At 65.9% G+C, this 22,869-nt stretch carries 17 protein-coding genes and 2 pseudogenes; 5 read left to right on the top strand and 14 right to left on the bottom strand.

Annotated features, from left to right (window positions below; genetic code table 11):
• On the bottom strand, positions 1-415 hold a 415-nt coding region (locus tag G3N58_RS30090; protein WP_206001011.1), incomplete at its 3' end, for a DUF3683 domain-containing protein.
• 519 nt (positions 416-934) lie between these two features.
• Here G3N58_RS30090 and ilvA point away from each other — a divergent pair.
• Genes ilvA through queF form a run of 3 tightly spaced genes read left to right on the top strand, consistent with a single transcriptional unit; the run spans position 935 to position 4,247 of the window.
• Positions 935-2,500, top strand: coding sequence for a threonine ammonia-lyase, biosynthetic (ilvA, locus tag G3N58_RS30085; protein WP_346778305.1), 1,566 nt, complete (start codon positions 935-937; stop codon positions 2,498-2,500).
• A gap of 23 nt (positions 2,501-2,523) precedes the next feature.
• Positions 2,524-3,426 carry a 5'-nucleotidase gene (locus G3N58_RS30080; RefSeq protein ID WP_206001010.1) on the top strand — a complete coding sequence of 301 codons (903 nt, stop codon included), beginning with the start codon at positions 2,524-2,526 and terminating at the stop codon, positions 3,424-3,426.
• The gene (gene queF / locus G3N58_RS30075) at positions 3,423-4,247 is read left to right on the top strand and encodes an NADPH-dependent 7-cyano-7-deazaguanine reductase QueF (protein WP_167049761.1); all 825 of its coding nucleotides are present in this window, start codon (positions 3,423-3,425) and stop codon (positions 4,245-4,247) included. Before G3N58_RS30080 ends, queF begins: the two co-directional genes overlap by 4 nt.
• Positions 4,248-4,363: 116 nt before the next feature.
• Here the strand turns inward: queF and G3N58_RS30070 are convergent, their stop codons facing one another.
• The 3 genes from G3N58_RS30070 to G3N58_RS30060 all read right to left on the bottom strand — a co-directional run bounded on the left by G3N58_RS30070 (position 4,364) and on the right by G3N58_RS30060 (position 7,208).
• On the bottom strand, positions 4,364-4,750 hold the full coding sequence (locus tag G3N58_RS30070) for a RidA family protein (protein ID WP_167049759.1): 387 nt from the start codon (positions 4,748-4,750) through the stop codon (positions 4,364-4,366).
• A 71-nt stretch (positions 4,751-4,821) separates the two neighbouring features.
• Positions 4,822-6,303, bottom strand: a complete 1,482-nt coding sequence (locus tag G3N58_RS30065; protein ID WP_167049757.1) for a D-aminoacylase — start codon at positions 6,301-6,303, stop codon at positions 4,822-4,824.
• Positions 6,304-6,317: 14 nt separating this feature from the next.
• Positions 6,318-7,208, bottom strand: a complete 891-nt coding sequence (locus G3N58_RS30060; RefSeq protein ID WP_167049755.1) for a MurR/RpiR family transcriptional regulator — start codon at positions 7,206-7,208, stop codon at positions 6,318-6,320.
• A gap of 165 nt (positions 7,209-7,373) precedes the next feature.
• Between G3N58_RS30060 and G3N58_RS30055 the strand changes: the two genes are divergently transcribed.
• A complete protein-coding gene (locus G3N58_RS30055; RefSeq protein ID WP_206001009.1) occupies positions 7,374-8,651 on the top strand; it encodes an amino acid deaminase in 1,278 nt (425 codons plus the stop codon).
• A 130-nt stretch (positions 8,652-8,781) separates the two neighbouring features.
• Here G3N58_RS30055 and G3N58_RS30050 read toward each other — a convergent pair whose 3' ends face one another.
• Positions 8,782-9,285, bottom strand: a complete 504-nt coding sequence (locus tag G3N58_RS30050; RefSeq protein WP_167049751.1) for a MarR family transcriptional regulator — start codon at positions 9,283-9,285, stop codon at positions 8,782-8,784.
• Positions 9,286-9,315: 30 nt separating this feature from the next.
• Complete coding sequence (locus G3N58_RS30045; protein WP_167049749.1) at positions 9,316-10,911, bottom strand: MDR family MFS transporter; 1,596 nt, start codon at positions 10,909-10,911, stop codon at positions 9,316-9,318.
• Positions 10,912-11,060: 149 nt separating this feature from the next.
• Between G3N58_RS30045 and G3N58_RS30040 the strand changes: the two genes are divergently transcribed.
• On the top strand, positions 11,061-11,900 hold the full coding sequence (locus tag G3N58_RS30040) for an EcsC family protein (protein WP_167049767.1): 840 nt from the start codon (positions 11,061-11,063) through the stop codon (positions 11,898-11,900).
• Here G3N58_RS30040 and G3N58_RS30035 read toward each other — a convergent pair.
• From G3N58_RS30035 to G3N58_RS30000, 8 genes and pseudogenes are all read right to left on the bottom strand, one after another.
• The gene (locus tag G3N58_RS30035; RefSeq protein WP_206001008.1) at positions 11,870-12,853 is read right to left on the bottom strand and encodes an alpha/beta hydrolase; all 984 of its coding nucleotides are present in this window, start codon (positions 12,851-12,853) and stop codon (positions 11,870-11,872) included. The two genes, G3N58_RS30040 and G3N58_RS30035, sit on opposite strands and share 31 nt — an antisense overlap.
• Before the next feature lie 207 nt (positions 12,854-13,060).
• Positions 13,061-13,495, bottom strand: a complete 435-nt coding sequence (locus G3N58_RS30030; RefSeq protein ID WP_167049745.1) for a CHRD domain-containing protein — start codon at positions 13,493-13,495, stop codon at positions 13,061-13,063.
• Between the two features lie 433 nt (positions 13,496-13,928).
• Positions 13,929-18,491 carry a transporter substrate-binding domain-containing protein gene (locus G3N58_RS30025; protein ID WP_206001012.1) on the bottom strand — a complete coding sequence of 1,521 codons (4,563 nt, stop codon included), beginning with the start codon at positions 18,489-18,491 and terminating at the stop codon, positions 13,929-13,931.
• A gap of 80 nt (positions 18,492-18,571) precedes the next feature.
• On the bottom strand, positions 18,572-19,315 hold the full coding sequence (gene aqpZ / locus G3N58_RS30020) for an aquaporin Z (protein WP_206001007.1): 744 nt from the start codon (positions 19,313-19,315) through the stop codon (positions 18,572-18,574).
• A 264-nt stretch (positions 19,316-19,579) separates the two neighbouring features.
• The gene (locus tag G3N58_RS30015) at positions 19,580-20,224 is read right to left on the bottom strand and encodes a response regulator transcription factor (RefSeq protein WP_167049741.1); all 645 of its coding nucleotides are present in this window, start codon (positions 20,222-20,224) and stop codon (positions 19,580-19,582) included.
• A gap of 285 nt (positions 20,225-20,509) precedes the next feature.
• Positions 20,510-21,172 (bottom strand): annotated as a pseudogene (locus G3N58_RS30010) (response regulator transcription factor); the annotation flags it as partial.
• Positions 21,173-21,303: 131 nt separating this feature from the next.
• On the bottom strand, positions 21,304-21,984 hold the full coding sequence (locus tag G3N58_RS30005) for a response regulator transcription factor (protein ID WP_206001005.1): 681 nt from the start codon (positions 21,982-21,984) through the stop codon (positions 21,304-21,306).
• A 206-nt stretch (positions 21,985-22,190) separates the two neighbouring features.
• Positions 22,191-22,869: pseudogene (locus G3N58_RS30000) on the bottom strand (MFS transporter); the annotation flags it as partial.

Genomic DNA, 22,869 nt, shown 5'->3' with positions numbered 1-22,869 from the left:
CGGCCTGCACGAGTGTTTCGACGCGCGCGGCGCGCTCGACGCCGGCTTCGTCGCCATGGTCGCGCAGATCGGCGCGGCGGCGCTTCTCGATTTCGGCGAGGCGGTGATTGAGCGCCTCGATCAGCAGTGCGCGGCGCTTCGGGTTGTCGAGCAGATCGTCCTGCAGATACGGATTGCGGCGCACGACCCAGATGTCGCCGAGCACTTCGTAGAGCATGCGCGCCGAGCGGCCGGTGCGGCGTTCGGCGCGCAGTTCGGCGAGCGCGTCCCACGCATCGTTGCCGAGCAGGCGGATGACGATTTCGCGATCGGAGAACGACGTGTAGTTATAGGGAATTTCGCGCAGACGCGCTTCGGGATCGGCAGCCACCGCAGCGGCGGCGCCGTGCGGATCGAAAACTTGAGGTGCGTTCATGTTTGGACGACTCGGTAGATCAACCGGGCGCGCTCGTAATGACGAGGCGTCGGCTGACGGTGCGCGTGGGGCGCAATGCCTGGAAATCTTCTTTCTAGGGGAAGGGGAGCGAGCACGACCGGCGGCCTACCCACGCCAGTCGCTTCGCGGCACTCAGATACAGCTACACGATCGTGCGTGGCGGACGTGACGCTCCGCCGCGGGACAAGACTCGCGCGGGACGGGCATCAAGTGGGCGATCCGAGGCTGCCAGTGCATCTTCCGATCCTTATTCCAAACCGGAATTCTACCGCATGATGCCGCCATGCGTTGACGGTGGAAGTCGGGGCGATGGCGGCGGCCCGGGCGTTTTCGAGGCGAATCGGCGGGCGTTTCACACGCGGTTGACTTACCGACCGGACGGTTGGCGAACCCGATGCGTGCGGCCTCGATACCGCTTGCGGCCAAGTTGCCGGATGGTCACGGCCGCGCGGCGGCGCGGCACGCGGAAAGGCCAGAGCAAACACCGTTGGCGCTATCATTGACGTTTTCCCGTCTGACACAGCGCACCGCGCCACCCGCATGGCTTCCCACGACTACCTGAAAAAGACCCTGACCGCGCGCGTCTACGACGTGGCGCGCGAGACTGAACTCGAACACGCGCCGAACCTGTCGGCGCGGCTGCGCAATCCGGTCTATCTGAAACGCGAGGACAACCAGCCGGTGTTCTCGTTCAAGCTGCGCGGCGCATACAACAAGATGGCGCATATTCCGGCCGAAGCGCTGCAACGCGGCGTGATTACCGCGTCGGCGGGCAATCATGCACAGGGCGTGGCGTTGTCGGCGGCACGCATGGGCGTGAAGGCAATCATCGTGGTGCCGGTCACGACGCCGCAGGTGAAGGTCGACGCGATCCGCACGCATGGCGGCCCGACCGTCGAGGTCGTGCAGTCCGGCGAGTCGTATAGCGATGCGTATGGTCACGCGGTCAAACTGCAGGAAGAGCGTGGCCTGACCTTCGTGCATCCGTTCGATGACCCGTATGTGATCGCGGGCCAGGGCACCGTGGCGATGGAAATCCTGAGCCAGCACCAGGGCCCGATCCACGCGATCTTCGTGCCGATCGGCGGCGGTGGGCTCGCGGCCGGTGTGGCGGCGTACGTGAAATCGGTGCGCCCCGAGATCAAGGTGATCGGCGTGCAGACCGACGATTCATGTGCGATGGCGGCGTCGTTGAAAGCGGGCGAGCGCGTGACGCTGAACGAAGTGGGCCTGTTCTCCGATGGCACGGCGGTCAAGCTCGTCGGCGAGGAAACCTTCCGCCTGTGCAGCGAGTATCTCGACGAAGTGCTGCTCGTGAATACCGATGCACTGTGCGCGGCGATCAAGGACGTGTTCCAGGACACGCGCAGCGTGCTCGAACCGGCCGGTTCCTTGGCGGTGGCCGGTGCCAAGCAGTATGCCGAACGGGAGGGCATCGAGAACCAGACGCTGATCGCGATCACCTCGGGCGCGAACATGAACTTCGACCGTATGCGCTTCGTCGCCGAGCGCGCGGAAGTCGGTGAAGCGCGCGAAGCAGTGTTCGCCGTAACGATCCCCGAAGAACGCGGCAGCTTCAAACGCTTCTGCGAACTGGTCGGCACGCGCAGCGTCACCGAATTCAACTACCGGATCGCGGATGCCAATTCGGCGCACATCTTCGTCGGCGTGCAGATCCGCAACCGCAGCGAGTCGGCGCAGATCGCGGGCGCGTTCGAAGCCCACAGTTTCGCCACCGTCGACCTCACGCTCGACGAACTCTCGAAGCAGCATATCCGCTACATGGTGGGCGGCCGCTCGCCGCTCGCGCTCGACGAGCGCCTGTTCCGCTTCGAATTCCCGGAGCGCCCGGGCGCGCTGATGAAATTCCTCTCGTCGATGGCGCCGAACTGGAACATCAGCCTGTTCCACTATCGCAACCAGGGCGCGGACTACAGCTCGATCCTGGTCGGTATCCAGGTGCCCGAGAGCGACCACGCCGCGTTCGAGCGCTTCATCGAAACGCTCGGCTATCCGTGCTGGGAAGAAACGAAAAACCCGGTCTATCGCCTCTTCCTCGCCTGACCTCTCTGAACCGGAACGCACCGATGGCGCTGTCACTCGCCGACAAACTCGTGGTCGCCATCTCGTCGCGCGCGCTGTTCGACTTCGAGGAAGAGAACCACGTCTACGAGGCCGGCGACCTGAGGGCCTACGAAGCATTGCAGCGCGAGCGCCTGAACGTGCCCGCTAAACCGGGCGTGGCGTTTCCGCTGATCCGCAAGCTGCTCGCGTTGAACGCGGGCGGCCATCGCGTCGAAGTCGTGATCCTGTCGCGCAGCGATCCGATCAGCGGACTGCGCGCGTTTCACTCCTGCCGCGAACATGGGCTCGCGATCGAGCGCGGCGTGTTTACGCGCGGGCGCGCGCCGTTCGGTTATCTGAAGCCGCTGAACGCGTCGCTGTTCCTGTCGGCGAATCAGCAGGACGTGCGCGATGCGCTCGCCGCGGGTTTTCCGGCCGCGCGCGTGTTGCCGGAATCGGCGAAAATGGCGAGCAAGTACCCGGATGAAATCCGCATTGCGTTCGACGGCGACGCGGTGCTGTTTTCCGACGAGGCCGAGCGCATCTTCCAGCAGGACGGCCTGCGCGCATTCGTCGGTCACGAGATCGACAACAAGCACCTGCCGCTCGCGGACGGTCCGCTCAAGCCGCTGCTCGAAGCGCTACACCGGCTGCAGAAACTCGCGGACGCGGCCGCGCCGATGCGTATTCGCACGGCGCTGGTCACGGCGCGCTCGGCGCCCGCGCACGAGCGCGCGATCCGCACCCTGATGGCATGGAACATCGAAATCGACGAAGCGATGTTCCTCGGCGGCCTCGATAAAAGCGCCTTCCTGCGCGAATTCGAGCCCGACTTTTTCTTCGACGACCAGATCGGCCACTGCGAATCGGCCCGCGTCGTAACGGCGACCGGGCATGTGATGAGTGGCATCGTGAACGCATCATGACACCCGAACAATCTCCGCTCGGCAAGTCCTCGACTTACACCGAACAATACGATCCGACGCTGCTGTTTCCGATTGCGCGCAGCCATGCGCGCGAGGCGATCGGCATTACCGCGCGACTGCCGTTTTTCGGCACCGACATCTGGAACGCCTACGAGCTGTCGTGGCTCAACACACGCGGCAAGCCGCAGATCGCGGTCGCGACGTTCTTCGTGCCGGCCGACTCGCCGAACATCGTCGAGTCGAAATCGTTCAAGCTCTATCTCGGCTCGTTCGCGCAGACCGCGTTCGACTCGGCCGAAAGTGTGCGCGACACGATCAGGCGCGACGTGTCCGCATCGTGCGGCGCGACGGTGTCGGTGCATCTGCACACGCCGCACGAATTCGGCAAGCTGAAAATGGAAGAATTCGACGGCCTGTCGCTCGATCGGCTCGATCTCGAAGCGAGCGTCTATCAGCCGGACGCGTCGCTGTTGAGCGCGGCGCACGACGAGGCGCCGGTCGAGGAAACGCTGTTCTCGAACCTGCTGAAGTCGAACTGCCCGGTGACCGGCCAGCCCGACTGGGGCAGCGTGCAGATTCACTACGCCGGCCCGCAGATCGATCATGCGAGCCTGTTGCGCTACATCATTTCGTACCGCAATCACACGGGCTTTCACGAGCAGTGCGTCGAGCGGATCTTCGTCGACATCATGAAGATGTGCAAACCGCTGAAGCTCGCGGTGTATGCGCGCTATACGCGGCGCGGCGGGCTCGACATCAACCCGTTCCGCACCAACTACAACCTGCCGATGCCGGACAACATGCGGCTCGCGCGGCAATAACGCCAACGCGCGCGCACGGCAAAACGCGGCGGCAGGTCAACGCGACGAGGGCGCAGCAGCGCCATCACAGCCTGCCGCGCCCTCGTCATATTTGAGGCCTTCAGTCGGGTGCCAGATCAGGCCGCCGGCTTCTTATAAGCCACGCAATCCACCTCGACCTTGCAGTCGATCACCATCGACGACACCACGCACGCACGCGCCGGCGGATTCTCGCCGAAGTACTCGCGAAACACCTTGTTGAACGAAGCGAAGTCGCGCGGATCGTCGAGCCACACGCCGCAACGCACGACGTGCTCGGCACCGTAACCCGCTTCCTCGAGGATGGCGAACACGTTCTGGATCGCCTTGTGCGATTGCTCGACGATGCCGCCGTTGATCACCTCGCCGTTTTCCATCGGCGTCTGCCCCGATACGAACAGCCACCCGTCCGCTTCGACCGCACGGGCGAACGGCATATGCTGACCACCCGTTCCTTTTCCGCCTTCCACGCCATATCGCTTCATCATCATACTCCTTAAAAAAAGTCGGGCATGCGCGGCGCCCTCGCTGCGCATGCCGCCATCAATCGAAAAATTTAGAACGCGCCCTGCGCATCGCCCTGCGACGGCGCGCCGCGCGTGACGAACCGGCCGGCCCGCTCGCCCGTCGCCGCGCCGTCGCGATACGACAGCACGCCGTTGACCCACACCGCGTCGATACCGGCGGCCGCCTGCTGCGGCTGCTCGAACGTCGCCGTGTCCTGCACTTTCGCCGGGTCGAACAGCACGAGGTCGGCGTGATAGCCGACATGTACTTCGCCGCGTTCCGCGAGACCGAAGCGGCGCGCGGACAGGCTCGTCATCTTGCGTACCGCTTCTTCGAGCGGCAGCAGCGCGGCATCGCGCGCATAGTGGCCGAGCACGCGCGGAAACGCGCCCCACAGCCGCGGATGCGGCAGCGGATCGTTCGGCAGGCCGTCCGAGCCGACCATCGTCGCCGGATGCGAGAGGATGCGCCGCACGTCGTCTTCGGACATGTTGTGATAGACCGCGCCCGCCGGTTGCAGGCGCTTGCCCGCTTCCTGCTGCGAGACGCCCCACTCTGCCGCGACTTCCTTGATGAGCTTGCCGGCCATCTCCGGATGCGGCTCGGACCACGTGATCGTGATGTCGATATCGCCCGTGACCTGCTTCAGATCGAGCGTCGACGAACTGCGGTTGTACGGATAGCAGTCGCAGCCGACCAGTTGCCGGCCGCGCGCGCCTTCGAGCGACTTCAACACCTCGACGCTGCGCCCCCAGTTCGACGGCCCCGCGCACTTCAGATGCGAAATGATGACCGGCACGCGCGCATGGCGGCCGACGCGGTAAGCCTCGTCCATCGCGTCGAGAATCGCGTCGAACTCGGTGCGCATATGCGTCGTGTAGAGCGCGCCCGCCGCGGCGAGCGGTTCGGCGAGCGCCATCACTTCCTCGGTCGGCGCGGCGAACGCCGAACCGTACGCAAGCCCCGAACTCAAGCCGAGCGCGCCATGCGCGAGCGCTTCCTCGAGCTGCGCGCGCATGCCTTCGATTTCCTCTCGCGTCGCCGCGCGATCGAGCCGGTCCATCTGGTTGTTGCGCAGCGCCGTGTGGCCGATCAGCGCGCCGACGTTCACGGCCGGCCGCGCGGCGTTCACCGCGCTTACGTAGTCGGCGAAGGTCGGGTACTGGAACGCGTCGCGCTCGCCGAGCAGGTTCATCGGGTCGGGCGGATCGCCCTTCAGCGACACCGGCGACGCGCTGATCCCGCAATTGCCGACGATCACCGTCGTCACGCCCTGGGTGATCTTCGGCAGCATCTGCGGCGAGCGAATCACGTGCGTGTCGTCATGCGTATGCACGTCGATGAAGCCCGGCGCGAGCGCCCGGCCGTCGGCCTCGATCACCTCTTCGGCGAGCCAGTTCGACAGATTGCCGATCGCGGCGATGCGCCCGTCGCGGATCGCCACGTCGCGCTCGACGGGCGGCGCGCCCGTGCCGTCGTACAGTTGCGCGCCGACGATCAGCGTGTCGGCGGCTTCGGGGTGCGAATGCATGGATCAGTCTCCTATCAGTCCCCTAAGGGTTGTCGATCGCCGCCGCCGCGGTGCGCGTCGAGCGCGTGCTTCATGCGGCGCAGCAGTTCCCGGCTCTCGTCGCCCTGACTGACGGCAAGTTCGGTGACGAGCACATCGAGCGCCATCATCATCGCGTAACGGGATGACGACGGCTTGTAAATAAAGTCGGTTTCGAACGCGACGATCGGAATCAGCCAGTCGGCGAGCTTCGCGAGCGGCGACGCGGGCGCGGTCAGCGCGATCACGGTCGCGCCGTAGCTGCGCGCAATCCGGCAGTTCTCGACCACCTCCGGCACGCGCCCCGTGGTGGACAGCGCGATCACCACGCACTCGCGCGACACCGTGCTCGCGACCATGCGCTGCAACAGCCCGTCCTGATAGGTCGCGACCGGCCGGCCGAGGCGCACGAGGCGGAAACGCATTTCGTCGGCGAGCGCGGTCGAGCCGCCGCCCATGCCGAACACGTAGATCATGCGCGCGTCGCGCAGCGCGGCCGCCGCTTCGGCGAGCGGCGCCTGGCGCAGCAACTGATGATTGTGCGCGAGCGCCGTTTGCAGTTCGTCGAAGACGCGCGTGGCGATCGGCTCGGGGGCATCGCCGGTGGCCCCCGCTTGCAGGAAGCGCTGACCGACCGCGGCCGCCTGCGCGAGCCGCAGCTTCAGTTCGCGCACGTCTCGGCAGCCGACCGCCTTGGCGAAGCGCGTGACGGTCGCGACGCTGACCTCGGCCTGCTGCGCGAGTGCGCCGATGCTCGCGCGCGACGCGCCGGTCAGATCGTCGAGAATCAGCGCGGCGACCTTGCGTTCGGCCGAGCGCAACTCCGGCGCGCATTCGGCGATGCGCGCGACGATGTCGAAAGCGAGCGGTTCGGCGCTACTGTTCATGGCGGGCAGTGGGGTTCGCGGCACGTCCTGCGCGGGCCTTTCCGGCGGCCGGCGTGAGCGTGGCACTCGCGTGGTACTAAATAACATTTCTCCGGACATCGTACTTTCGGTAACATACTAAAGTCAAACCCGTTTCAATTTAACTGGCCGATGGAGCACGGAGACATGAAAGTTACAAACTATCAAGGCGCGACGATAGATCCTTATAGCAAGGGCTTGGGCATCGTTCCGGGCACCAGCATCCAGCTCACGGACGCCGCGCGCCTCGAATGGAATCTGCTCGACGAGGACGTGAGCCTGCCGGCCGCCGTGCTGTATGCCGATTGCGTCGAACACAACCTGAAGTGGATGCAGGCGTTCGTCGCCGAATACGGCGTCAAGCTCGCGCCGCACGGCAAGACCACGATGGCGCCGCAACTGTTTCGCCGCCAGCTCGAAACCGGCGCATGGGGCATCACGCTCGCCACCGCCCACCAGGTGCGCGCCGCCTACCACGGCGGCGTGTCGCGCGTGCTGATGGCGAATCAGCTGGTCGGCCGTCACAACATGATGATGATCGCCGAATTGCTCAGCAATCCGGATTTCGAATTCTTCTGTCTCGTCGATTCGGCCGAAGGCGTCGAGCAGCTCGGCGAATTCTTCACGTCGGTGAAGAAGCCGCTGCAGGTGCTGCTCGAACTCGGCGTGCCGGGCGGACGCACCGGCGTGCGCGATGAAGCGCAGCGCAACGCGGTGCTCGATGCGATCGCGCGCTATCCGGACGTGCTGAAGCTCGCGGGCGTCGAACTGTACGAAGGCGTGCTGAAGGAAGAGCATGAAGTGCGCGCGTTCCTGCAAGGCGCAGTTGCCGTCACGCGCGAGCTCGTCGCACAGGACCGTTTCGCGCGCGCGCCGGCGGTGCTGTCAGGCGCGGGGTCGGCGTGGTACGACGTGGTCGCCGAAGAGTTCGCGCAAGCCACCGAATCGGGCAAGGTCGAGGTCGTGCTGCGTCCCGGCTGCTATCTGACGCATGACGTCGGCGTCTACCGCAAGGCGCAGACCGACATCTTCGCGCGCAATCCGGTCGCGAAGAAAATGGGCGAAGGGCTGCTGCCGGCGCTGCAACTGTGGGCTTACGTGCAGTCGATTCCCGAGCCCGATCGCGCGATCATCGGTCTCGGCAAGCGCGACTCGGCGTTCGACGCGGGCATGCCGGAACCGGCGCGCCACTATCGCCCGGGCAGCGAGGCGCCGCGCGACATCGCCGCGAGCGAAGGCTGGGAAATCTTCGGCATGATGGACCAGCACGCGTATCTGCGGATTCCCGCCGGCGCCGATCTGAAAGTCGGCGACATGATCGCGTTCGACATTTCGCACCCATGCCTGACGTTCGACAAGTGGCGTCAGGTGCTCGTCGTCGATCCGCAGTATCGCGTGAAGGAAGTAATCGAAACGTTCTTCTGATTTGAATTCGAGCGCGCGGCGCCGTTGCTTGCGGCGACGGCCCAAAAAACGAAGGCTGTGGACCCTGAGGTCCACAGCCTTTTTTATTGCACGGCGAACGCGTGGTGAACCTGTGAACGCGCGGCGCGCTTCAGATACGCTGCGCCGCCTCGTCGCCGGCCGTTTCCGGCACCGCCGCGACAGTAGCGTCCGCCATGCCCGGTGCGGCTGCTACTTCGCCGATGCGCGTCTCCAGTATCTTCAACGCGCTCGACAGCGCCCCGAGCGCATCGTCCGGCAACCCCGCCATCGTGTCGTGCAGAAACGCATTGCGGCGCGGCAGGCTCGCCTCGGTCGCGGCCTGCCCCGCGTCGGTCAGGCGCACGTTGGTCACGCGGTTGTCGCGCGTATCCATGCTGCGCGCGATCCAGCCCATCCCTTCGAGCACCTTCAACTGCCGCGTGAGCGCGCCCGGATCGACGCGCAGCCGCTCGACGAGCCGCTTCTGCGACGACTCGCCGGCCTGCTCGTGCAGCGCGAGCAGAATACGCCAGCGCGGCAACGGATGCCCCACCTGCGCCTCGAAAGCGGACATGAACGTCCGATACGTGCGGCCGAATTGCTGCATCACGGCGACGCGGTCCTGTTCTTCCATAGTCTGTCCGTCAAACGCCAAGTCCAAAAATCAGTCCACGTGCATCACGGGCTCGAGCTTGCGCTGCAGCTTGATCGGCGGCACGCGGCGGCTTTGCCACACCGACACCACGGCAATCACTGCGGCCATCGCGAGACCCAGATGGATCGCCGAGACCAGCGCCTCGCGCGCGCCTTCGAGCAGCACCGCGCCGTTGTGGCCCGCGTGCGTCAACTGGGCGACGAGCGTGGTCTGCGCCTCGCGGTTGATGAGAATCTGCGGATCGCCGAGATCGCCGAACCAGTGCGACGCGCCCGCGCTGTCGAGCGCGCTGCGCACGCCACTCTTGTACATGTGGGTGACGAGCGTGCCGGTCAGCGCCGTGCCGATCATCCCGCCGATCATCCGCAGCGACTGCAGCAGCGCCGTTGCGATACCGAGGTGCTCGCGGCCGGCTGTCTGCTGCGCGAAGATCGTCAGGTTCGGCATCACGAAGCCGAGCCCGAGGCCGCCCGCGACCATGAACGACATCAGCGCCCACTGCGGCATCGAACGGGTCGCGACGACGACGCCGAGGCAGGCCACCGCAACCAGCGCGAAGCCGACGTACAGCATCAGGTTCGGATTCTTCACGCGCGACACGACCCGCCCGTTCGCAATACTGCCGATCGTGATGAACACGACGAGCGGCGTGATAACCAGCCCCGCGTCTTTCGGCGACATCCCGAAACCGCCCTGGAACAGCAGTGGCGCGTAGAACAGCAGCGAGAACATCGAGAAGCCGCCGAGCACCGCCAGCGTAAAGAGCGCGGACAGGCTGCGGTTACGGAACATGTCGACCGGCAGGATCGCGGTCGGGCAGCGCTTTTCCCACTGCCACAATCCCACCGCCGAGGCGATGCTCAGCGCGAGCAGCGCGAACGCGCTCAGCGTGACGCCATGCTTCGGCAGCAATTCGACGAACAGTTGCAACGAGCCGAGCGAGACCGCGATCAGCACCGCGCCGGGCCAGTCGAGCCGCATCTTGCCCTCGTGCTCGACCTGCCGCAGATGCGGCAGGAACCGCCACACGAAAAACAACGACAGCAGCCCGACCGGCAGATTCACATAGAAAACCGAGCGCCAGCCGTAGTACTGCGTAAGAAAGCCGCCGAGCGACGGCCCGACCGCGTTGGCGATGCCGAACGCCGAACTCATCAGCACCTGCCAGCGCAGCCGCACGACCGAGTCGGGAAACAGATCGGGAATGCACGCGAACGCGGTGCCGACCAGCATGCCGCCGCCGATGCCTTGCAGGCCGCGCGCGAGCACGAGAAACAGCATGCTGTTGGCGGCGCCGCACAGCACCGACGCGCCGGTGAACACGACGATCGACGCGATCACGAACGGCTTGCGCCCGTAGTAATCGCCGAGGCGCCCGAAAATCGGCACGGTGATGACCGAGGTCAGCAGATACGAGGTAGCGACCCACGCGTATAGCTCGAAGCCCCGGAGCTCGGACACGATGGTGGGCAGCGCGGTGCCGACCACGGTCTGGTCGAGTGCGACCAGCATCGTGACGAAGGAAATGCCGAGCATCGCCAGCAGGGATTCACGGAACGGTAAAACTTGCCCACTCGAATGGTGGGCGGCGGTATGGACAGCCATTTTTGATAGAGCAAAAGTTGACTTGTCAAAGAATGGGGAATCATACCACGGCCAGGGGCTCTAAGCGTGACGTGCCGGCGCAACACCTCACACCGGCAAGCCGACCCATCGGATCCATGAACATGAACACGACCACGCCAGGGAGGCTCATGCAGCCGAGTTCGCTCGCAACACCGTCTTTATCGGAGCAGGACCTGAGCGCGCTGCGGCGCGCGAAACATCAGCTCGAAAGCCCCGCACTCGCGATGAAGCTCGCGAGCATCGTCGGCGCGCCGATCGAGAAGCTGCTCTCGCGCATTCCGGCGTTCGCCAACGAAAAGGTCGCCGATGCGACCCAGGCCGCGCTGCGCAAATGTCTGTCGATCGCGCTGCGCACGCTCGGCCGGCGCGACGCGGCCAAGCTGCTCGCGCCCGACAAGCCGAACAATCTGCTGCACAAGTTCGCGGTGGCGACCACCGGCGCGGCCGGCGGCGCGTTCGGCCTCGTCGCGCTGCCGGTCGAGCTGCCGGTCACGACCACGCTGATGTTCCGCTCGATCTGCGATATCGCGCGCAGCGAGGGCGAAGACCTGAGCTCGATCGAAACGCAACTGCAATGCCTGACGGTGCTCGGCATGGGCGGCACGTCGAGCGAGGACGACGACGCCGACCTCGGCTACTTCTTCATGCGCGGCGCGCTCGCGCAGGCGGTGTCGAAGGCGTCGTCGGAAATCGCGAGCAAGGGCTTCACGACGCACGGCTCGGCGGCGCTGCTGCGGCTGCTCAACGCGATCGCCGCGCGCTTCTCGGTGCAGGTCAGCGAACAGATCGCCGCGAAGTCGATTCCGGCGATCGGCGCGGTGCTCGGCGCGATGGTCAATACGGTGTTTATCGACCACTTCCAGCAGGTCGCGCACGGGCACTTCACGGTGCGGCGGCTCGAACGCGAGTATGGCCAGGCAGCGATCGAGGCCGCGTATCAGACGCTCGACGTCACGCCCGATAACTGAGCGGCATCGGCGGCGCGGGCGGCGCTCGCGGCGCGGCTCGTCGCGCGCCGCACGAACGCGGCCGCGCGGTCGAGCGCACGGTTCGCCTCGGGCATGAACGGCGCGAACATCGGCCAGACGTGCGGCACGTTCTTCCACACCTCGCATTCGCAATCGACGCCGGCCGCGCGCGCCTTGTCGGCGACGCGCCGCGCGTCGTCGAGCAGCACTTCGGTGCTGCCCACCATCATGTAGAGCGGCGGCAGACCGCGCAGGTCCGCATAGAGCGGCGACGCATACGGATGCGTGGCCGGCGCATCGCCGAGATAGACGCTCGCCGCGCGCGCGATCGACGCGCCGCAGAACATCGGGTCGGCGCTGTCGTTGTCGAGAAGGCTCGCGCCGGTCGTCGCGAGATCGGTCCACGGCGAGAACAGCAGTCCGCCCGCGGGCAGCGGGTCGCCGGCGTCGCGCAATGCGACCAGCGTGGCGAGCGCGAGGCCACCACCGGCTGAATCGCCGGCAATCACGATCGAGCTGGGCGCGATACCCATGACGAGCAACTGGCGATAGGCGGCGATCGCGTCGTCGAGCGCGGCCGGGAAGCGATGCTCGGGCGCGAGACGATAATCGAGGGAAAAGAGCCGCGCGTTGACGCGCGGCGCGAGCGCGAACGTCAGCGAGCGATGCGTGTCCGGCGAGCAGAAGTAGTAGCCGCCGCCGTGGCAGTAGAGCACGACCGGTTCCGCGGCGCCGGCCGGCGTGCCGTTCGCGCGCTCGAGCCATTCGCCGCGCAATGGCGCATCGTGCTCGCCGTACGTTTCTCGCAGATGCCAGCCGCGCGGCACGCTAGGCGTCCAGACGCGCTTCGAGGTCAGCGCGCGCGCCCGTTCGACGTCGATATGCGGCTTGAGCGTTTCCGGCCGGAAGTGCCTGCGCAAATACCAGCATGCGAGCGCATTTTGCCAACTCATCGGGACATGCTCCTTCAATGATGTCCCGTCATGGTACGTGCGTTGGCCGCGATGCCGGTGGATGGCGGGTTCTAATCGCGGGTTGCCTGCTGAGGTTTGGTGGGGCTGGGTCGTTGAGCGTCCATGTCCGGGCGCTTGGGCTTGAACTCATGCTCAAGCCGCAACCGGGACCGCAGCCTCCGCAGCGAGCCCGCGCCGACGCTGGACCTAGTTGGCCGGCAGGACCTGCCCGCGAATCTCGCCCATCGGGTTCTGCGCGGTGTGCACGTTGAAGTACCACTGCCCCGCCATCAGGTCCGTGACCTGCTGCTCGGTCAGCTTCGCCGATCCTTTGATCGGGCTCGCCAGCGCGTTCTTGTCGATCGGCACCTGGACCTTCGCGTTCTGGCCGACCGGCGCGGGACCATGAAAATGCGCGGCGCTCGCCGGGCCGCTCAAGCCTTCATAGGTGACGGTCCATTGCAGCGATTGGGTCGACGTGTCGAAGGTCGCGTTCAGCATGCCGTGCCCCTGACTCACACGCGGCGGCACCTCGCTCGACGGTTCGAGGTCCGCTTTCAATGCCACCGTATCCGCAAGCGCCACACCCGACGCCAGCGCCCACATCACCACGGCCAGATTCAATTTTCGCAGCGTAATCATGGTTTTCTCCGGACTTTGACGCGCCGCCGCGGTGTCGTTTCGGGCCGCGCGGAGCCCCCACATACTAGTGCAAATCGGCGGGCCTCGGTGGACGTACGCGGGTGTTCCGGCAAGCGCGGATCGAGCTACGCCGGACGCCGGTTCGTCGCGGTTCATCGTTATTCGTTGCGATGAAAAGTACGCAATACGTACACACGTTCGACAAAAAAGCCCTGAAAAAGGGACTCAAATGCGCGACACCGCTGTTTTAAGCGATTTATTCAAACAATTAATTGTGCAATTTGTAATGAATAAATGAGACTACAGCGGTTATGCTTCTGCCTGCGAGAAGTGACTCCTTCATCGAAGGACGTCTCCAAATCTTTAACGCGGCTTCGGCCGCGTTTTTTTTCGTCCATAGCGTTTGATTCGCGCGTTTTTACGAGACAAAACGCTACGCGAGCAACGCCGCCTGCTGTTCGATCCCGTCCATGAGCGCCTCGCACTCGCGGATCAACGCAAAACCCTCGTCGCGCAAACGCTCGGACGTCTTTATGTCAATGCCGTGACGATATGCTTCGAGCAGCTGCATCAGCGGCGGATACTGCAACACGCTCGCCGCGCCCTCCACCCGATGCAGCCATTGCCGCACGCGCGCGACCTCGGCACGTTCGAGCAGCAACGCGAGCGATTGCAGATCGTCGCGCGTGGACGAAACAAACGAGTCGAGCAACGCCTTCACCGTCGATTCGCTTCCCCACAGCTGGATCATGTGTGCGAGGTCGACCGGTACGAACGGCTCCTGTCGTCGAAGGCCCGGTTGAACCGTCGGGCCTTCGGGGGCCTCTACCGCTTCCGCTGTCGCCCCTGTGACCACAACCGCGTCGGCCGGCGCGGCCTGCCCCTGCCACGCACTGTCGGTGCCGAACCAGCGGCTCAGATAGTCGCGCAAGGTGGCGAGCCGGGTCGGCTTGATGAGGCTGTCGTCCATGCCGGCCTCGCGGCACAGGTCGAGGTCGTCGGGTGCGGTGTTCGCCGTGATGCCCAGAATCGGCAGACGATGCGCGCCGCCGCGCGCCACCTCCGCTTCGCGGATGCGCCGCGTCAACTCGTAGCCGGAGAGATTCGGCATATGGCAATCCGTGAGCAGGCAGCCATAGCGCGTGTGTTCGAGCGCGACGAGCGCTTCCGCGCCGTCGTTCACGACGTCGCAGGCGAACCCGAGCAAAGCCAGTTGATGGCGAATCAATTCCTGATTGACGGGGTGATCTTCCGCGACAAGGATCAGCCTTCCGTTCGCGATGGCCCGCGCGCGATCGGGTGGCGTCGCGACGCCTTCGGGCGCATGCGCCACACCGGCCGCGCGCGGCACGAGCGCGGCGAGTCCGGTCAGCGCAGCGGCGCACGCAGCGCCGAGACCGCGCCACGAAATCGGATTGATGCTCACGCGCACCTTGTCGTCGAGAATGCGGTAGCCCGTCGGCTTCGACTTTTCGGTCAGCGTGACGATGCGCGTATTCGCGCCGATAGCCGCCGGCAGCACCACGTCCTCGCCGACGAACAGCAGGTCCACGCCGGCCAGCGCGGCAGGCGCGCGCAACCGTGCCGCTTCGGGCACGATGGCATGCAACTCGAGCCCGAGCGCCTTGCCGAAATGCATCAAGGCAAGGCCGACACGCGGGTCGCCGGCAATCACGACGCCGCGCTTGCCACGCAAACCGTTGACCGAATAGCGTTGCGCGACGACGGGTAGCGTGAGCCGCACGATCATGTTCGTGCCGCGACCGGGTTCGCTGCGCAGCGCAAGCGTACCGTTCATCAGTTCGATCAGTTTGCGGCAGATCGTCAGCCCCAGACCCGTGCCGCCGAAGCGCCTCGTGGTGGACGATTCGGCCTGCACGAACGGCTCGAACAGACTGGCCTGCACGTCCGGCGCGATGCCGATGCCGGTGTCGTGCACGCTTATTTCGAGCGTTTGCGCAGGTGTCTCCGCGAATGGGCGCGACAATGGACGTGACCCGCCGCCCTGCGCGGCGACCGACACGCTCACGCCGACCTCGCCCTTCGTCGTGAACTTGATCGCATTGCCGAGCAGATTGAAGAGAATCTGCCGCAGGCGCACGCTGTCGCCGCGCAACGTCGCGGCAACCTCGGCGGCGATTTCCACGCGCACCTTGAGCCCTTTTTCATGGGCTCGTCCCGCAAGCAGGCCGACCGCGTTATCGACGAGTTCGCGCAGATCGATCGGCTCCGCTTCGAGCGTCAGCCGCCCCGCTTCGATTTTCGAATAGTCGAGCAGATCGTCGAGAATCTGCAGCAGCGCGCCCGCCGACTCGTGGATCATGCCGAGCATTTCGCTCTGGTCCGTGCTGAGCGGCGTGCGCTCCAGCACCTCGACGAGACCGAGCACACCGTTCATCGGCGTACGGATTTCGTGGCTCATCATCGCGAAGAAGCTGTCTTTCGCGCGCGCGGCCGCCTCGGCCAGATCGCGCGCCCGCGCGAGTTCCTCCGAGCGCGCGTGCTCGAGGCTCGCATCGACCCAGTAGCCACTCCAGACGACACCGCCGTCCGCCTCGCGGCGCGGCACCAGTTCGGCGCGCACCCACTTGGGCTGGCCACCGCTATCGAGGCGAAACTCGGTGTGCACCGGCGTTTCGCACCGCGCCGAGCGCTCGAGTTCGGCCAGCACGAGCGGCCAGTCTTGCGCCGACACACGCTGAAAATCACCCCAGCCATGCTGCCCCGGCGACACCTCGCCGTCGCCGAGCAGATGCCGCGTGTCGCCGCCGATATACGGAAACGAATACGCACCGGCCGGACTGCGCCGCAGCTGGAACACGACGGCCGGCAACGAGCGCGTCACGTCGAACAGGCGCCGTTCGGTTTCGCGCGCAAGCATTTCGGCGCGGCGGATGTCGGTGACGTCGACCATCGTGCCGAGCACGCAGACCGGCTGGCCGTCGCTGCCGCGGCAAACACTCGTCCAGAAGAAGCCGTGCCGCGTCTCGCCTGCCTCGTCCTCGAACTGCAGTTCGACCTTCGCGAGACTGCCGCCGCGGAGAATCTCGCGCGTCATCTCGTCGAGCTTGCGGCTGTTCTCGCCGCCCCAGGTTCCCACTTCCGCCGTGGTGCGCCCGAGTACCGCGTCGCGGCGCTTCCCGCACGCTTTTTCATAGGCCTCGTTGATCGCGATATAGCGCCCATCCAGGTCTTTCGCGATGAGCGGATAGGGCACCGTCTTCATCATCGTCTCCTGAAAGTTCAGTTGCAGCGCGAGTTCGCGCTCGGTCTGCTTGCGCAACCTGACTTCGCGTTGCAGCAGCAGATAGGCGCGCAACGTGACCAGCAGCACGACGCCGATACCGATCAGCACCGGCAGCAAGCGCATTGCGGTCACGCTCCAGACTCTTTCGTTGGCGGCAACGGGGCTCACCCACTTCTGCCGGATACGCTGCTTTTCGGCAGCGGGCATCGCCTGCAATGCGCGGTCGATCAGTTTGACGAGCAGGCTCAAGTCCTGACGCACCGCGAAATACAGCGAATCGGCTTCGCCGAGCGTGCCGAGCACCGCGAGCACGCCCGCATAGCGCTGCTGGAGTTGCGCATTGATGGCGGCCGCATTGCCGACGAGGATGTCGGCCTCGCCGCTCGCGACCTTGCGCAACGCATCGCCGAGACTCGCCGCGACGGCGATGTGTCCGGCCGGCACGGCTGCGAACGCGAGCGGCAGCGAGCCGGCCACATGCGGGGGAATGACGATGCGGCATGAAGCGAAATCGCCGAACGAACACGCGGGTGGCGCACCGCTGCGTCCGACGATCACGAGCGGATCGCGCTCGTAGACGCGGCTATGCTCGGCGCCTTCGAGAAGCGGGCCATGGCGCGACGCCGTCGAGAGAATCGCGAGGTCGCCGCGCTGGAACGCTTCGACGGTGGACGGCCAGTCGGTCATGCGCGCGCGGTTGAATACGACACCCAGCGTGCTGCTCAGATAGGCGAGGTAGTCGGCCGTGAGGCCGACGGGGCGGCCCGCGTCGTCGATATAGCTGAACGGCGGCCAGTCGCCGTCGAAACCGACCTGCAACGGCGGCAGCAAGCGCAGCCAGTTCTTCTCCTGCGACGTCAGCGTGAAGCCGGGCTCGGCCGGCTCGGGCGCGGCGCCGAAGTTGCCGGAGAGCCAGCGCGCGCGAATCGCGGCGGCCTCGGCGGGATTCATCGACGCAAGTGCGTGGTTCAGACGATCGCGCAACGCAATACGGTCGAGCGGCACGCCGAAGCGCAAGTCGAGTGCCTTGCCGCCCTGCTCGAACGCCACGCGCAGGCTGCGAAACTCGTCGGTCGCCAGTTCGAACTGCACGACCGGCGTGAAGCCGATGTAGAGATCGGCGTCGCCGCGCAGAACCGCCGCCAGTGCCTCGCGCGTGGTCGTGAACGGAACGAGCGCCGCGCGCGGAAACCCCTCGTGCAGCAGACGCTCGCGGGCGAAACCGTGCTCTATCGCAATCCGCGCGCCGGCGAGTCCGGCCGGGTTGGTATGGCGGTCGTCGTCGCGCCGCACGACCGCCGAGGCGAACGCGCGGAAATAGGGCGCCGTAAAACTGAGGCAGCGCTCTCGCTCAGGGGTGCGGGCGACGCTCATCAGCAGATCGACGTCGCCCGCGCACGCCGCCGCGAGCAATTGCGCCATATCGGGAAACGTCTTCGCCTCGATGACGACGTTCGGCCCGACAAGCGCGCGCAACAGATCGCCGCTCACCCCCGTGAGCCGGCCGCCCTGCTCGATATCGAACGGCGGCCAGCCTTCGGCGAGCACTCCGACGGTCAGCCTGGCGGGCAAGTTCGTGGAATGCGCGGCGAAATCGGTGGTGAAGGAAGCGAGGGGCAACACCGATGCGCGAGGAGCCTGCAACGCGGCGTGAGACGGCCTGGCGATGCCGGTCGCAAGCACCAGCGCCACGACGCATAACGCGAGCAGACGCCACAACGAGCGACGCGGCCCGCACGTTGCCGGCATGACGTGGCGCACATTCGCGTAACGCGCAACCGCATGACGCAAGCCCACGCGCAACGACGCCGCCTGCCCTCGACAACCGCTCACGCGACGTCACCCCGCTCATCGACCAACTTCGCGGACGGATCGGCGTTGCCGTGCATCAACGAGAACAGAACGCCGGCCGCGACCGCGCCCGAGAGTGGCGCGGCCCAGAACAACCAGAGCTGATCAAGCGCCCAGGCGCCGACGAACAGCGCCTGCGCCGTCGAACGCGCCGGATTGACCGCGCCGTTGGTGACCGGAATCGACACGAGATAGGCAAGCATCAAACAGGCGCCCGTCACGAGCGGCGCGACCGGCGCCAGCTCTTTCCGGTCGACGACGAGCAGGCAAGCGATGACGAACACGAAGGACAGCGCGAACTCGATGACGAGCGCCGAATGCAAGGGATAGTCCGCCGGCGAATGCGCGCCGAAGCCGTTCGCCGCGAAGTCGCTCGCGGCGATTTCGAAGCCGGGCCGGCCGCTCGCGACGTAGACGAGAAAAGCCGCCGCAAGCGTCGCCCCCACGAGTTGCGCGGCGATATACGGCAGCAGGTCGCGCACCGGAAAGCGTTGCGCGACCGTGAAGCCGATCGTGACCGCGGGGTTGAAATGCGCGCCCGAAGTCTCGCGAAACACATAGCTCGCGGTCGCAAAAGCAAGCCCGAACGCCAGCGACATTTCCAGCGCGCCACTGCCTTGCAGCACCCCGCCCGGATCGAGCACGGCGCTCCCGCACCCGACGAACACGAGCCATGCGGTGCCCACGCTTTCGGCCCACAGACGCTTACCTAGCGCGACCATTCCCTCTCCCATTCGTGTCGATACAGGGCAGAGGGCGCCGCCGGACAGCACGAAAACCTCTGCATTGATATCCCTCACCGCCTTCTATCAGGATGGCGAAATAAACGCCGCGCTACTCACAACGCTTGACGAGTCGTGAATAACACCGTGACGGGTTCGACATTATTGAATGGTGCCTACCCACGACCAATCAGAATATTCTTAAAACCAGGAGCAATCTGAATTGGGCTGTCACGAGACGCTGCGCGCATACGTCAAACATCGTCAAATCAATCCGATCTGACTCGCGTAGTTGACGAGATCGCCTTCGGTTTCGAGACCGAGCTTGCGCATCGCGCTGCGTTTCTGCGTGCTGATGGTCTTGCCGCTGCGCCGCAAGCGCCTGGCAATTTCATGCACCGAGAGTCCATGCGCGTAGAGCTGGAACACTTCCCACTCGCGCGCGCTGAGCGTGCCCGAATCCAGCTGCAAGTCCGGCTGCGCCGCTTCGAGCACCGCGCGCACCTGCTGCGACAGATGAATCCGCCCCGCGGCGACCGCTTCGATCGCATCGATCAAGGTCGCCGCGGCATCGCGTTTGTCGACGATGCCGGTCACGCCGATTCTGCGCAGGCCCATCAGCATCGGCGCGCGGTTCACCATCGTCAGCACGACGACGCGCGGATGCCGCTTGCGCCTCAGCACACGGCGCAACAGCGGCACGGCGTTGCCACTGCCGTCGAGCCCCGGCATGCCGATGTCCGAGACGACGACATCGCACGCGCAAGTGTCGAGCAGTTTTTCGAGCGCGTCGGCATCGGCCGCTTCACCGACGATTTCGAGATTGGGTCGCGTGTGCAGCAGATGTCTGACGCCTGCGCGAATGCAGTCGTGATCGTCCGCCACGACAATTTGGATCTTGTTTGCCATCCGTTGTTGTGTTGTCATCGGCACGCCCGCACGCAACGTGCTCCCCGGGTCATGCCGATAGTGATGCCAGTGCCGCGCGGCTGCGCGGCACATCGCCGCCGCTCAGCGCTCCTGCCCGTCGCCCTGCCGGTCGCCGGGGTATTCGTCCTGCTGCCAGTCCGGTTCGGGGTCGCCGGCGCGACCGTAGACCTGGCCATGCTCATGGACATATTCGTGGCCATATCCGTGACCATATTCGCCGCCATAGCCAGGCCCGTACTCGAAGCCCCGGCCCGGCCACTCGGACACCACGCCGTGCTCGAACGCAAAGCGGAACAGTTCCGCGTCGCTATGGAGAGCCAGCTTGCGCATCGCCATGCGCTTCTGCGCGCTGATCGTCTTCACGCTGCGCCCGAGCCGCGCCGCGATCTCGGTGACGCCGGAGCCGGCCGCATATTGGGTGAACACCTCGAGTTCACGGCGCGACAGCGTGGCGCGCACGATGTCGCGCTGCTGGCTCATGGCGACGTCGGCGAGCAGCGCGCGCACTGCGGGCCCGACGTAGCACTCGCGCGCGAGCGCCGTCACCACCGCCACGCGAATCAGATCGATCCGGTCGCGCTTGCTGAGCAGTCCGTCGACGCCGAGCGACATCAGCCTGCGCAACGTCGACGCCTCGGTTTCCATCGTGAGGATCACGAGCGCGACATTCGGGTAGCGCTCCTTGAACAGCCTGACGGCATGAAAGCCGCCGCCGTCGAACGCGCCCGGCATGTAGAGGTCCATCAGCACCAGGTCGCATGGACTGCGATCGACCTGGCGGAACAGCTCGTTGAGGTCCGCCGCGCGGCCGACCAGTTGCAGATCCGGATAGTTGCCGATCAGGTGCTCGATAGCCAGCAGAACCAGCGGATGGTCGTCCGCGATAATGGTTCGAACCGGCATGCCTGTCGCAGCAATGGAGTTCATCGTCTCACGCTCCCTCTTACGTTCGTTTCGTGATGCCTGATTCCGTGTGAACGGCATCTTCGAAATGATTGAGGATTTCGGCGGCGATACATATAAGAACGCTCTGAAATGGCGCGAACGATTTCGCGCATCTACGCCGGCTGATCCGATTCGAGGCAAGGCATGCCGTGAGCGCGCACATGCGCAAGCAGATCGGGGTCGGTGGCGACGCCGAGCCGCTCCATCGCCGCGCGCTTTTGCCGCGTGACCGTACGGCGATGGCAGCCGAGCGCCACCGCGATCTCGCCGATCGACTCGCCGCACACGAGCCGGCGCAGGATTTCGCTTTGGCATCCCGACAATTGCGACTCGGGCGCGAACGCCGGTGCATTCCCGTCGTCCGGCACGGGGCCAAGCGCCGCGACGACGGAGCGGCCCAGATAGCGCGCGCCGGCCGCGCTGCGCGCAATCGCCTGGGCAAGCTCGTCGAGCGGGTCCGCTTTGGAAAACACACTCACCGCGTCATCCGAGACGAGTGCGCGCAGCACGTCGAGATCCGTTTGCGCGGTCGCGACGACCACGCGCAGCGCCGGCCAGTCGCGGCGAATGCACTGCACGAGGCCGAGTCCGTCTTCGAGCGTGCCGGCGGGTTCCGGCATCGAGAGATCGATCACGAGCACGTCGCACGGCGTGCTTTGCAGCAGCGCGATCAACGCGGCGGGAGTGTGCACCTGGCCGACGACCGCGACACCCGTTCGGATCGCGAGCGTGGAGCGCAAGCCGAGCAGAATGAACGGGTGATCGTCAGCCAGGATGATTCGGAGAGTCGTCACGATGGACCTCGCATGTCGTAGCGGTGATGGGCTCGCGCGGCAAACGCCTGGTTGCGCCGCGCGTGTCGGGCCGCTTCCCGCTGCGCGCCAACGTGCCGAATCGGCTATCAGATCATCGCCACCATCGCGCGACAATCGGACCGTTCCGAATCCGCTTCAAAAGCGCATCGTGAGACTCGCGTTCCGGCGACTCACGATCCGGCGTCTCACGATCCGGCGACATCGCAGGCGCGCGCCGTCGGCATCGCGCGTGCCGAGGCCGCGCGCGGCAACACCGGCAGCGCGATCAATGCGCATGCGCTCGCGACCGCCCACACCATCGGCCATGAACCCACGGACAACAGACGCGGAATCACGAGCGGCGTCACAAACAGCGTGAGGAACACACAGGTGTTGCCGATCGCGAGCGCGGTGCCCGCGCGGCTCGTGCCGGCGAGCGTCGCGAGTTCGGTGAACGCGACGCCGTGCCATGCGGACGCACTCACACCACCGAGCACGATCATCAGCGCGAACAGTGCCGCGAGCGCGCCGTGATGCAGACCGGCGATCCCCGTCGCAAGCGCGAGCGATGCGAACAGCACCGCGGTGAGCAGACTGCAGGCGCGCATATACGCACGGCGATTGCCGCGCCGGTCGGTCCACGTGCCGCTCCACACGCGCGCGATCGCGGCCCCCGTTTGCACGGCGGCCATCGTTACGCTGATCGCGAGCACGCCGGCCCGGCCGAAGTCGTGCAGAAACACGGTGCCGAACGTGATGACGGCGATCTGCGGTGCGCACAATGCGCCCGCGCCCAGCGCGACGCGCCAGATGCGCACGTCGCGCAGCGGCGAGACCGCCGCCGGCACGCTGGGCCGCGCCGCAGCAGCAGCAGCAGCCTGCCGG

This window comes from Paraburkholderia sp. Ac-20342, from assembly GCF_017104985.1.
Classification (GTDB): domain Bacteria; phylum Pseudomonadota; class Gammaproteobacteria; order Burkholderiales; family Burkholderiaceae; genus Paraburkholderia.
The sequence above is the reverse complement of the archived record's forward strand: the minus strand, read 5'-3'. Positions and strand labels throughout refer to the sequence as shown.